Origin of the sequence: Bacteroides sp. AM54-2NS, from assembly GCF_003602935.1 — a bacterium.
Classification (GTDB): Bacteria; Bacteroidota; Bacteroidia; order Bacteroidales; family Bacteroidaceae; genus Bacteroides; species Bacteroides xylanisolvens.
The window spans coordinates 13,358-26,912 of sequence record NZ_QTMZ01000004.1; the positions used below are offsets into that span (position 1 = coordinate 13,358).

At 42.1% G+C, this 13,555-nt stretch carries 6 protein-coding genes and 1 pseudogene; all 7 read right to left on the reverse strand.

Annotation, left to right across the window (positions count from 1 at the left end; all coding sequences use genetic code 11):
* Positions 1–8 precede the first annotated feature (8 nt).
* Complete coding sequence (locus DXA05_RS03505; RefSeq protein ID WP_128858799.1) at positions 9–2,486, reverse strand: DUF4965 domain-containing protein; 2,478 nt, start codon at positions 2,484–2,486, stop codon at positions 9–11.
* A 55-nt stretch (positions 2,487–2,541) separates the two neighbouring features.
* A complete protein-coding gene (locus DXA05_RS03510) occupies positions 2,542–3,801 on the reverse strand; it encodes a glycoside hydrolase family 76 protein (RefSeq protein ID WP_128858800.1) in 1,260 nt (419 codons plus the stop codon).
* A 232-nt stretch (positions 3,802–4,033) separates the two neighbouring features.
* Positions 4,034–5,500, reverse strand: a complete 1,467-nt coding sequence (locus DXA05_RS03515) for a DUF4972 domain-containing protein (protein WP_117611276.1) — start codon at positions 5,498–5,500, stop codon at positions 4,034–4,036.
* Positions 5,501–5,522: 22 nt separating this feature from the next.
* Positions 5,523–6,665 carry a DUF4972 domain-containing protein gene (locus tag DXA05_RS03520; protein WP_128858801.1) on the reverse strand — a complete coding sequence of 381 codons (1,143 nt, stop codon included), beginning with the start codon at positions 6,663–6,665 and terminating at the stop codon, positions 5,523–5,525.
* Positions 6,666–6,690: 25 nt separating this feature from the next.
* Positions 6,691–8,011: pseudogene (locus DXA05_RS03525) on the reverse strand (glycoside hydrolase family 76 protein).
* 23 nt (positions 8,012–8,034) lie between these two features.
* Positions 8,035–9,954, reverse strand: a complete 1,920-nt coding sequence (locus tag DXA05_RS03530) for a RagB/SusD family nutrient uptake outer membrane protein (protein ID WP_004322390.1) — start codon at positions 9,952–9,954, stop codon at positions 8,035–8,037.
* An 11-nt stretch (positions 9,955–9,965) separates the two neighbouring features.
* Positions 9,966–13,397 carry a TonB-dependent receptor gene (locus tag DXA05_RS03535; protein ID WP_049702268.1) on the reverse strand — a complete coding sequence of 1,144 codons (3,432 nt, stop codon included), beginning with the start codon at positions 13,395–13,397 and terminating at the stop codon, positions 9,966–9,968.
* Positions 13,398–13,555: the final 158 nt, after the last annotated feature.

Below are 13,555 nucleotides of genomic sequence, written 5' to 3' on the forward strand. Positions count from 1 at the left end.
TTTTTGTTTTATTTAATCAGTTTTCCTTCAAGCATTTTGATATAATATCCACCTACAACGGAACGTGCCTGGAAGCCTCTTTGATTCGGTTCGTCTGTAAATACCCAGTCGGACATCGGAACACGGTTAGGTGTAACGTTCATAAACAGATATACGGGTTCGATAAATTTCTCAAAGGTAGCTTTGTCATTTGCCAATGTAGCTGTCCACATGATCCAGTCGGTCTTTGTGTATGTTTCACGGTTATCCAACGGAAGACCATATTTATTTTGCTTCGAAAGATAGTAAGCTATTTCCGTTTCTGCAACATTTTTAGGGAAGATTTGCAGATTCAACAGTTTATCCCACACCAAGTTATACTTCTGGCTCCATGTTCCCGGTTTGTCAAATGTGAGACGATAGTGGTCACCATCATCAGCCATTTTCACCCATTCGGCAGCCATTTCTTTCGCTTTCTGTGTGTACTTTTCAGCCACATCTTTTTTGCCCAGCATATCTGCCAGATAACCGTATGAAGCAACACCCATGATTGCTTTGATAGAAAGGTTGGCATTGTGTGCAAAGTGACCTGCAAAGTCATCGGTACAAAGTTGGTTGGCCGGATCAAGTCCGTTCTCTACCAGATAGTCTGTCCACGTAGTCAGGGTTTCCCAGTGTTTCTGTGCGTAATCTGCATTACCTTCTACCTTTGCAATGGCAGCAGCCAATACTACCATATTACCCGATTCTTCTACCGGCATATCACCGCCATAAGTCTGGCCGTTAGCCAATGGATAAGTACCGATATCATGCGCAGCAAATGGTTTCGCCCATTTTCCGCTTTCGCTATAATAGAAGATATGGTTCATGGTAGCTTTCACCAATTCCGGATTGTAGTATAAAAGCAACGGAGCTCCCGGATAAGTCAGGTCGACTGTTCCGATGGAACCATTACTGAAGTTCTCCTTAGAAAGGAATACCAAGTCGCCGTTCGGAGCCTGTACCAGTTTATGTGCAGCCAATGCCTGACGATAAGCCAATGCACAAAGTTCGGCATATTTACGTCCACCGGCAGCAGTAGCTTCTTCCATCAGTTTCTTGTCGAAAGCAGCGCTGTTCTTCATTTGTGTCTTGTATTCTTTCTCTGCTTTCTGGAATTGGGAAACAATCGTTTCATTACCCTCACGATTCCAGTAAGGACGCAGGTTATCACCAAAGTATTGGATAGAATAAATATCATCATATCCGATCAACAGATGGCCATCAGCTTTTTGTGTTTCGCCCAATGAACGTACCAAAGCCAGTTTATCATAACCGTTTGTGGTAGGAGCTTCCAGTTTATTGGCTACGAAGTTCTTGCGCAGCTCTCTGCCGTCACCGATTGCAGATGTGCTGTTTTCCTTTTCAGCTGCCAGATAGAAATGTCCCCAGTCGATACGAACATCATCACCCTTTTTCTTCAGAATCTCCTGATTGCGGCTTCCGGTACGAAGGAATAACAAATCGCCGTCAGTAAAGCTGTCGGCAACAGATTCCTGGTGAGGTTGGTCGATTGCCCATTGCGGAGATGCTTCGAAATACAATTCAACCTGATGTTTCTTTCCGTCATTGGAGGCTACTTCATAAGAAATATAGTTGACCGGACGTGACAACAAGTCCAGATTATCCATGAACATAGGAGCGGTAAATGTCAGTTTCAAATCTACCGGACCGCAAGTAAATGTATAATAAGTCTGCATAGGTTGTACGTCTACAGAAGTTTGTTGTGCTGTTTGATGGAAAGAACGATAACCGTCCAATTCTACCAGTAATCCGAAATCCAGCAGTCCGTTTCCTACCCGGTTATGACAATAGCCTGCAATCAGATTTTCACCCGGTTTCAAAGAGGCTACTACTTCTTCCGACAGTTTTACCCGCTCGTTCTTTTTACAAGCATTACCTGTATCCACTACCTTGATGCCGTTGATATAAATAATAGCATCATCGTCGTGAGAGAATTCAAGATATACATTCTTTCCTGTCAAGTCTTCCTGAATATCAGCTACCCGGCGTACCCAGATAAATTCTTCTCCCCATTGGGTTTTGGCTGTATGCTCATTCTCCATGGTTCCGAAGGCAGCTTCGCCTTCTTTCCATGCTTTATCATTGAATCCGGCATTCTGCCATCCGTCAGCAGGCTGTTGAGTGGTATACTTTCCTGTCCAGCTACCTTGTTCGGATGTCTTTACCAAAGGACGTAGTTCCAGTTCTTCCGTTCCCATGAAACGGTAGGTTTGTCCGTCTACTTTTGCAACACCAAGTAAAGAAAAATCCTTGCCTGTCCAATGTTTTACAGGACTGTCGTATAGATTGTCCGTAGTAGACCATGCACTAGTATAAGGATCAATTGTCACCAGCGGATATGCCGGAGCACGTAATTCATTCTTCTCGTGCTGTTCTACCTGGGTCTCACAGCTACAAAGTACAGAAGCTGTTCCCAGCAACAGCATCATCAGTTGTTGTTTCATAATTTAATTCACCTGTTTATTTAATCTATTTTACGCAAATTCCGTCGTTTTCTATTTATTTCTTAGCCGGAAACAAAAGCATCAATGCCGGTATACCGGAAGCAGAATAACTGTCAATTTCCGCACCTTCCGGCAACTTTTTATAGTATTCGCCTCCACATACATTCCGTGTCTTATCTCTGTTTGCCCAACCTATTTTGATGGTACGTTTCAGGAACGGGAGATATTGAGTTTGTCCGCAATCATACACCAACCATGCCATGTATTCCGCAAAGATAGCAGTATAGATACCCTGTTCAATACCACCTTCGAAAGGTAGCACTTTATGTTCTGCAGACATATCTTTCACTGTATAGTCTGCTGCCAGAATAGCATTGTCCAGATAACGTTTCTCTCCGGTCGCCTTATAAAGCAGTATGGAAGCTCCGATAAAGGTTGCCTGATTGTATACATGTGCTTTCCATGCGGGATTGCCATTTCCATGACGGCTATCGGCAATCTTTCCTGTTGCTTTATCCAAGAGATTTTCCACTCCCCATTCATAGATTTCTTTACCTTTGGCAAGATATTGAGCTTTCGTCTGATAATCCGGCCGTTTGTCGGTCGATTCTTTTCTATTTTCAGGCACGTTATTGTAGAGGGTTAATGCTGCAACAACTGTCGGAAAGTTGATACATGCCATCTTTCCATCACCGAATTTATTCGGTTTCGGATTTTGAATGGGTTGCCATTGCCAGAACATACCTCCGTTTTCTTTGTCATACGAACCTGTATCACCCACTTTTTCCGAGCCATACCATACCCGTTTGAAACTGGCTTCCGAGAGTTTCAGATATTCATCCACTCCAAAAAGCTCGTAACCGCGTGCCAGGCTGATCGTCCACCACATGATGTCATCGTAGATGAACCAGCCGGTATTTTCATTGTTATCATCAAAATCAAACTGACAATATTGCGCTTTGTTCCCTGCGAATATTTTCTCGCAGAGTGTTTTATAATAACTTGTCTTCTTTCTGTCTTTCTGTGCTTTTGCCAGTTTATAGGCATTCATTGCCATATCCCAATAAATAGGTTGACACCAGATAGCCGCTGCTCCATTGCCACGGTCAACAGCACTTGGATAGGACGAATTTGTCTTGTAAATATATTTATTGGAGTCTAGTAGTGTATTATTAAATCCTTCATAAGCTGCCCATACATCTTCGTTCGTATACGCATGCTTCTTCTGGTTTGCTTTTCCTAAATTACCGACTGCCCATGTGGTAGTTGATACTCCCAATAGTAGTGTCAGAGCCAAAAGAATTTTGCTTTTCATGATAGTTTATAAGTTTATAGTATTTTTCCTGTTACAAAGATTGCAGAAATAGCTGAAAAAAAACGATAATATTTATTCAATAAAGAACAAATACAGACCAAAACACTTTTCTACAATAAAAATAAAGGATTAATAAAGGGTTATTGGAGAATAATTTCCCCTCACTCTGTCCTTATGACAGAGATAAGGGGAATATTTAATCTACCTATTGAAAACTCATTCCGGTAAACAATTATTTGTTATCTGTAATGTCTGTGGATTCAATCCATTGCCAGTTATCACCAACTAATGTTGCTGTATGACCTTTCAAACCTGTAATTGTTCTGGTAGCACTTTGAGTAGGCTGATCACCTTTCACTTCAAAATCCCAGGCTTCTACCAAATTCGGATTATCGGCACTTACACCTTCTTCATTACCCATATAAGAAGCATATACCTGATTTTCTGTCCGGTTTGTTTTCCAGATACGGATCTTCTTTATGTAACCGGAGAACCATTCGTTACGATTTCCATTATTGTCTTTCATGCAGAATCCGGTCATATGAATCTTCTTAGAAATAGAGTTATCGTTGATATACGTTCTCCAAGATTCGCCCACACGAATGATTTCACCTTGTCTCGTACCGTCAATCATAGAATAACACTTCACATCCGTCGGGGTATCAAATCCTGGCAGCCCTTTATCTCTGAATAAGAATGCATAATGAGTCCAACGATCTTTAGTCCAGTTGTCCGATTTTTTCCATCCCGGTTCCCATTCTTGTGGATTTGTATGATTATTATCTTGCCAGTGAGCAACCATTGTTCTCAACAATCCCTTTGTACGATCCTGGGCACGCCATCCGCTCCAATGAGGATCGTTTGTCATGGTAGAAAGGAAAGTACAGTTGTCTTCTCCCTGTTTATTGCAATATTCTTTGATATTCACCCAAAGTTCAATCGTAAATGCCTGATTGTCATCCTCTCCAAACTTCACATAATCCTCGCTATAACCAAAGTCTATATAGGAACCGGCATTTCCATCTACAAACAGATTCCAGGTAATCTGACTGTTATCCGGCCATGCAGAATCTTCGACTTCTTCTACTTTCTTATCGGCAGCAGCAATAGCCTCATTATAAATCTCCTGCGTCATATCTGTGATGGAACCGGATTTGATTCTTTCAGCCAGACTTTCCAAGTCTTTAGCTGCACTCTCCAAAACCGACTTATTTTCTACCGGATATTGTCCCTGATGATTTCCCCACTTCGTTTCATCATTAACGATCGCAAGTATTTCATCCGCCTTAGCCAGTAAATTATTGATATATTGCTGTGCTTCCGGAGACAGATTATAATATTTTGAATTTTTAAACTCGTCAATCGCTTGATTTACCTTTGCTACAGCAGCTTCCAAAGTTGTTTCATCCAGTTCTTCGCCAGCTTCTACCCGTGTTATCAGTGCATCCAACTCGGTAATAGCAGCATTTAATATATCCTTTCCGGTTTCAGGATATGTTCCGGGAGCAGTTCCGTAGGTTGAATTTTTCAATAAATAGTTCAATGACGTACGGCTTTCCTGTAAGATACTCAACTGTGTATCTGTTATATACTCGTCTTCAATATCGTCACAAGCGGTAAATATCCCTGCCAGACTAGAAATCAGGAGGAAAGAGAGGAGCATTGCTCCCTCTCTCCATTTATTAGTTAAACATTTCATGTTTTTCATCGTTTTTACATTATTATTCAACAATACGTTGCCACTCGTAAGTACCGATAATCTTAGCAGTATGACGGCCTGTCAGGTCTATTACTTCATTACCCGCACCGGAAGGTTTGGTCATGAAATCCCATGCTGCTGCCAAGTCTGCTTCTTTACCCGTCACTTCAGCCGTTCCATTATAAGAATTCTGAATATATTCGTCATCCTTTGCGCTTTTCCAGATACGGATTTTCTTCATATAACCGGCAAAACCTTCTTCAAACAGATTATCACTGGTACGCATATAACGTCCGAAAGCGGTCATCGGTGCATTATAGTTAGCATAGTTGCTCGAATTATAGAACCTGTTACCCACGCTTCCCTCGGTTGTTTTCACTTCTCCGTTCACATACAATTTCGCACGAAGCTCCGGACTGCCCGGCAAGCCTTTATCACTGTACACAAACAAGAAATGTTGCCATTCTCCATCTTCCGGTGCCTTTAGTGACGGTTCACAGATATTTCCTCCTGTTTCGCCCCAACTCGCACGATAAATACCACCGTCCGCATTACGCCAGTACATCATCCAGCCGTTACGCCATCCATCACCGCCCATGTAAGTTGACAGGAACACATTCTGGTCTTTTCCACCACCTTTGGTTACTTTCACCCAAAATTCAACAGTAAAGGCTTGGTTTCCTTCGGTTCCGAAATTGACATATTCTTCGCTACGTCCGAAATCGATATAAGAACCACCATCACCACGTCCGTCCACAAACAGTTCAGCCGGTGTTGTTTCAGCGTCTTCTGTACGGATCGTACTCTTGAACTGTTCTATAGACGCCTTGGCTTCTGCCACATAGCGTTGTTTCTCACTTTCCGACGGAGAGGGTTGCTGATATTTGATTAAAAGTACCGCACGATTGGCATCATCTATCGCATCTGTCAGAATTGCCCGGCTTTCGGTGGGGTACTGTCCTTTCTTATCTCCGTAGTCTGAATTTTGCTGCAAATCGGTCATTTCAGCAATCAATGCATCCAGTTGGTCGATATAGGTATCTTCTATTTCAGGAGCCGCAGTATACTCGTCATGCGTTTCTTCAGAACAAGCCGCCAATTGAAGTGTCAGTACCATGCATAACACATAATACCACATTTTCCAATTTGAATATTTCGTATTCATTATTCTTCTTTTTTATGGGTTACAATTATTTATCTGCCGGAAACAACAACATCAATGCCGGTATTCCGGATGCACTATAGCTGTCAATAGTAGCGCCTTCTATCTGTGCCTTATGATATTCGCCACCACACAAATTACGTGTCTGGTCGCGATTAGCCCAGCCGTAATTAATGTTACGTTTCAAGAACGGTACGTACTGGGTCTGGCCACAATCATTTACCAGCATGGCCATGTATTCCGCAAAGATAGCGGTATAAATACCCTGTTCCACGCCACTCTCGAACGGCAGTAAATCATACGTTCCGGACATGGTATTCATTGTATAGTCAGCTCCCAAAATTGCATTGTCCAAATATGTTTTCTCACCGGTAGCTTTATAAAGCAATAACGAAGCTCCGATAAAAGTGGCCTGATTGTATACATGGTCCGACCATGCCGGATTGCCTTCACCATGCTTGCTGTCGGCAACTTCTCCGGTATTGCTGTCTACCAAATTCTTCACAGCCCATTCATAGATTTCTTTTCCTTTTGCCAGATAAGCTTCCTTCGTTTCATAATGCGGACGGGTAAAATCACCGTACTTATTACTCCAGCTTTCCGGATTCGGATCAGCCACACGATCGGCAGGAACATTGTTATAAAGGGTCAATGCAGCTACCACAGTCGGGAAATTAATACAAGCCATCTTACCATCACCGGCAGCATTTTCATTCGGATTGCCGATAGGCTGCCATTGCCAGAACATACCTCCACCCAAATTCTTTTCAGGATCTGCATAAGAACCCGTATCACCTACGCGGGGAGAACCGTACCATACACGTGCAAAACTTGCTTCTGCCAGACTGCGATACTCTTCCACTTTAAATAATTCGTAAGCACGTGCCAAAGTAATGGTCCACCACTGTATATCATCATAGATAAACCAGCCGGTATTCTCATTATTATCGTCGAAATCAAAGTTTACATAATGTGCTTTATTTCCGGCAAACAAATCATCACACAACTGCTTGTATTTGTTTTCTCTTTCCGTATCTCCTTCCGCTTTTGCACGTTTATATGCGTTCATAGCCATATCCCAATAGATCGGTTGGCACCAGATAGCGGCAGCTCCGTTATTACGGTCGGTAGCAGCAGTATAAGCGGTACTTGTTTTATAAATATTCTTATCGGGGTCCAGTAAGTTATCATTAAATGCTTCATAGGCAGTCCAGGTATCCGCATTGGTATACTCCGGTACAATCTCGTATCCGAGTATATGGCTTTGCCTGTTTATCCTCATTGCAAGAGGACATACAAAGGACACCGGACATGAGACAAACTGCAGAGAAAATATATTGTTTCATCATCATTTCTATTTTATAATCAGTATTTAGAATCCTGTATTCTGAACCAAGTTTTTATCAATATCAATTTCGCCCTGTGGTATGGGGAAGAAGTACTGACGGTCAAAAATACGCTTCACAATCTCCGTACGCTTGAAGAATTCATTTCCGTCATAATTGACATTCATACCGTGAATTGCCTTGTTGAAATACTCATTTACCAATCCCCAGCGACGTACATCAAAATAACGGCAGTTTTCAAAACTCAACTCAATGCGTTTCTCCTTACGAATCAGCTCCATGACTTCTTCCGTTGTAGTCGGTTTAGGCAGATTGACTGTTTCACCGTAGCCCGGAATGCCCGCACGCTTACGGATCATGTTCATATACGTCCAGATGTCTTCATGAGTCGGGCTGACATGAGCAAGCGCTTCGATATAGTCAAAATAAATATTAGTCAGACGCAAGAGCACACAAACCAGATTCTGGTTACGGTCACCGGAATCCATACATTTACGTACTAAATAACCTGTACTCGTATAGTCATTGCTACCTTGTTCCTTACCACAGCTTCCGCTATAAGTGAAATCTACTATATAACCGCCTTCTGTTCCTTCAAACCATTTTGAATTACTAAAGGTTATGTCTGCATAGAAACGAGGTTCACGATTAACATACATCATTCTGGTTCCTACCGGTGCATATAAAGTACCGTCTATTCCTTTGTATTCTGCTGTAGAGACTCCTTCTTCTACATAATCGGATTTTTCGTTGATAATCGGAGTGACACCGTCAGCACTATAACCGGAAATAGGGGATTCTCCGTTTGACATGAAATAGGCATCTACCATTTCTTGGGTTGCTCCCAACAAGCTACCACCCCTATAGTTGGTCGTATTACCGGATCTATTCGGCATACGGTCGTACTGCATGGTTCCGGCAGCATTATCCAAACGGTAGAAAATCATTTCTTTATTGTTACCCATTTCAGAAAACAAGGTTCTTACTGCACGGCGATAAGATTCCGTCGGACTGAATCCTTCCGAGTCCGGACCGGAAACAGCAACACCGTCCTTATTGGTATACATCAAATGATAACGACTTCCGTAATTAGAGAAGAAAGTGTTACATTCATCAATCACTTTCTGCCAATTGGCACGTTTGGTAGCTTCATCCGGTTTGTTAGGGAACAGCTTTGTTCCGTCCGTATTAGCCAAGCCTGAATAGTAAGTGCACTCTCCGTTAAACAACCAGCTGGCACGATAAGTCAATGCTTCAATGATAAACGCCTGTGCAATCGCCTTGTCAATACGGCCATATCCGGACACTTTGTCGGTAGAAGCATCGTCCAATAAACCATCGTTTTGTGCACCTTTCAGTTCTGATACGATAAAATCAAAACACTCATCTACCGTATTGCGCGAGAGTTGCAACTCATCACTCGGAGTATCCATCGGAAAATCCTTTTCAAGCAAAGGAACCGGACCATAAGTACGTACTAAATAAAAATAATAGATCGCCCGCAAAGCTCTTGCCTCCGCTTTCCATTGATTTCTTTCTGTAACAGTCAGCGGTGCCTGATCTACATTTTCTGTAAATACTGCCGCTTCATGAATACCTGAAAACCAACTCTTCCAGCGATATAATACCATTGTTCCTTCAGTCGCATCGATAGAGTTGTTATTTATCAGTTTTTCCTTTTTGTCATTTGTCCACTCCGCCTCATCGCTAGCGCCCGTCCAAGGACCGGGAGTACGGTACAGACTTGTTTCATGCACCTGACGTTGGTTAAATTCATCCGGTAAGAATGTGTATACATTCGAAAGATACCGCAAGGCTCCATCTCTGGTTGTGAAAATCTCCTTGAGTGATAAACGGTCATCAGGCACCTGGTCAAAATAGTCATTACAAGATGTCGTCAAGAGACACGCCAGCAAACTTACGATTATATAATTATATTTTTTCATTATCTTTTTGTTTAGAATGTGAAATTAATACCAACTGAATAAGAAGTCGTATTCGGATAAGAAGCACCATTATCGGTATTCAACTCCGGATCCCACAATTTGAAGCGACTCAAAGTGAACAGGTTAGTTCCCATTACATATACAGCCGCATTCTTCAGATGAACTTTATTCACCCAGGGTTTCGGCAGATTATAAGAGAGCTGCAATGTCTTCAGACGCAGGAAGTTCATGTTACGCACCCACCAGGTACTTTTCTGGAAGTTATTAATGCTACTGGTTGTTTCGCTTCCATAAGACAAACGCGGATAAAAGGCATTCTGATCCGGATTTTCCTCTGTCCAACGGTCGTCAATGTTAGAGTAGAGGTTACCGCTACCACCACCGCCATTAAACGGATTAATACTGCTACCGTTCAATACACGTTCGGCTCCCGCTACGCCCTGAAACATCATGCCCACAGACAAGTCTTTCCAGCCTACTGTAAATCCGAAACCATAGACAGTTGTCGGCACATCTCCACGAGAAATGTAAGTCTGGTCGTACGCATCAATCTGACCGTCATTGTTCAAGTCCTTGTATTTGATATCTCCGGCTTTCACTGTTCCAAACTGTGAAGCAAACGGTTTGGGAGTAATGGCTTTATTGGCAGCCGACAAAGATTCCCAACGTGCCATATCATCTATTTCAGCCTGAGTGAACAGTCCCTCGGCGACATACCCTTTCGCTCCATTGATGTTACGTCCATATTGGTTCATCCATTCGTATTTCTGTTCCGGCAATTCTCCCTGAATCCATTTATCCTTATTAAAGGTGACATTACCCCGAAGCGCAATTACCCAGTCTTTATTGATACGCTTGTTATATTCGATTGTTCCGTCAAATCCCTTATTTTCTATGATACCGATGTTTCCGTAAGGAGCAGATGTGTTGTACCCCAAGAATGAAGGCATAGAATGTTCACGCTTCAACAGAATGTTTTCACGACGTTCCTTAAACAAGTCGAACACAATAGACAGGTCGTCATTAAATAGCTTAAGGTCAATACCCAAGTCTTGTTTGCGAGATTCTTCCCAGATCAGGTCAACAGCCATATTCACTGTTTCATAACCGGCCCACTTAGTTCCATTCGGTCCGAATTTATAGCCATAGTCTCCATTCTCTTTCATCTGATCCAGATACATGAAACGACGGTCGGAAACTTCGCTATTACCCACTTTACCATCCGTATAACGTATCTTCAAGAAAGAAACTGCCTTCGACAGAGGTTGCCAGAATTTCTCATTTGAAACAACCCATCCTACACCAAATGCAGGGAAAGTTCCGAAACGATGTTTGGGCGAAAAATTCTCGGCACCGTTATAACCGATGTTGAACTCTGCGAAGTAACGGTCTTTCCATGAATAAGTGGCACGACCGGCAATACCCATCATACGATACGGAATCGCATCTTCCAGTGTTCCTTTCGGATATAATAGTTTGGATTGCTGATTGAACAGGAATAACGCACTGACACGATGATCGTCGTTGAATGTCCGGTCATAGTTCAAGGAAGCCTCCAAATAGGTCTTTTTGTTACCACTCGTTTCCTGTTTATAGCTTAACACGTTACTTCCTTCATAAATACGTTGCAAAATAGGCTGCCCATTCATATCGTAAGGAACACTAGTGTCCAGGAAGTTGTAGGTAGACTCCGCACGGTCCTGATGTACATGTATCTCATTGTATACGTCGAATGCATACATAGCAGTCAGTTTCAGTCCTTTCGTGAGCATATCCAAATTCTGTGTGACGCGCAAATTAGAGTAAATCTGATTTTTCGTCAGGTTGTCATAGCCACGACGTGTAGCCTGCGAATAAGGGTTGTTAAAGTTGTTATTGGTTGAAGTTCCCGGTACATAGGCTTCTCCGTTAACAAAGAACATCTTCGGATATTCAACCGGTGAGATAGACATTGCCGCATTATACAAATCGGCAGAAGAGATGGCCGGATAATTTCCTTCTCCCAGATAACCTTGCGCACCGATCTCGACCTTAGTAGTAGGAGTTACATCGATATTCAAATTGGTAGTAAAGTTATAACGGCTATATTTCATTTTGGAGTCATAGGTGTTGATATTCTTATCAGTCACCGTCATACCTGTCTCATTAAAATAGCTGACTGATGCATAATAAGCGACTTTCTCGCTACCACCGCGTACATTTACATTCACACGACGATTATGTCCCCAATCATTAAAGATTTCTTTCAACCAATCCACATTCGGGTATAGATAAGGATCCTTGCCGGCAATCGTGTTACGTATTTGATCTTCTGTATATTTCGTAGCAATACCGTCATTACGCATTGCCTCGTTGGCTGCATTCATATAAGTGATACCGTCTGCCAAATCGACCATCTTCGTAAAACGGGTAAACGATTCATAATAATCCGCGCTCACTGTCGGTTTTCCTACCTTTCCCGGTTTGGTTTTAATCAAAATTACGCCATTGGCACCACGTACACCATACACAGCTGTTGCTGATGCATCTTTCAGCGTTGTCAACGATTCAATATCTTCCGGATCGATGTCATTGAACGAACGTTCCACTCCATCCACCAATACCAGCGGAGAAGAAGTGTTGGGAGTGGAAATACCACGAATCCAGATATCAGCAGCATCTTTTCCCGGTTCTCCTGTACGTTGTACAGCCACAACACCCGCCAGACGTCCCGCCAATGTAGTTGTCAAACTGGCAGAAGGCGTCTTAATATCTTCCATCTTCATGGAAGACTGTGCACCGATATTACTTATTTTACGCTGGGTACCATAACCCACAATAACAGTCTCTTCCAATTCGTTGACCTGTTCTTCCAAGGTGACATCATAAATGTTGGTCGAGGCATTGGTTCGTATTTCAGAAGTTTTAAACCCGATATAGGTAAACTTAAGCACTACGCTCTTCTTGGTTACGAATATCTCATACAAACCATCCATATTTGTAATCGAACCGTTTGCATCTCCATCCACAGTGACGTTCACCCCAATAAGCGGCTCTCCTTTTATATCAGTGACACGTCCGGATATTTTCCGCTTATTCTGTTGCTGTTCGGTTGAAGCAGGGGCTTTTCCGGAAATAAATATTTGCCTGTCAGAGATCCGATAAGTACACGAAGTACCTTCGAAAAGTTCAGAAAGGATTTCTTCTATATTTTTATTCTTACTGTCGATAGATACCTTACGTTCTAAGTTGACAGCGTCATCTAAATAGAAGAAAACAAATTGACTACTTTTCTCTATTGTTTTAAGCACTTCTCTCAACGTCGAGTTACTCATGCTGACCGAAAGAGTCTTAAATTGAGAATAATTGTTGTAACTTGCGAAAGAGTAGTCTATTCCGAGAAGTAAAAAGCACAGGAATAGCCCGAGAACCTTACTCTTTCGTTCTCTAATTGCATTTTTCATATTAAACATGTTAAAAATTTCTCATAATATTATTTTCTGTATATAAACATTCATAGGCACACAAGTCCCATCTGGATGATAGTTCGTATCATCCACTCTCTTCAATAATTACCATAAAATAAGGGAGTTAGATTAGTTTATTATCTTATTTTTTATAT

What these genes read in the sequence shown, in the direction of transcription:
- DXA05_RS03535 (WP_049702268.1), bottom strand. Translation starts at nt 13,397, where the DNA reads ATGAAAAATGCAATTAGAGAACGAAAGAGTAAGGTTCTCGGGCTATTC.
- DXA05_RS03530 (WP_004322390.1), bottom strand. Translation starts at nt 9,954, where the DNA reads ATGAAAAAATATAATTATATAATCGTAAGTTTGCTGGCGTGTCTCTTG.
- DXA05_RS03505 (WP_128858799.1), bottom strand. Translation starts at nt 2,486, where the DNA reads ATGAAACAACAACTGATGATGCTGTTGCTGGGAACAGCTTCTGTACTT.
- DXA05_RS03510 (WP_128858800.1), bottom strand. Translation starts at nt 3,801, where the DNA reads ATGAAAAGCAAAATTCTTTTGGCTCTGACACTACTATTGGGAGTATCA.
- DXA05_RS03520 (WP_128858801.1), bottom strand. Translation starts at nt 6,665, where the DNA reads ATGAATACGAAATATTCAAATTGGAAAATGTGGTATTATGTGTTATGC.
- DXA05_RS03515 (WP_117611276.1), bottom strand. Translation starts at nt 5,500, where the DNA reads ATGAAATGTTTAACTAATAAATGGAGAGAGGGAGCAATGCTCCTCTCT.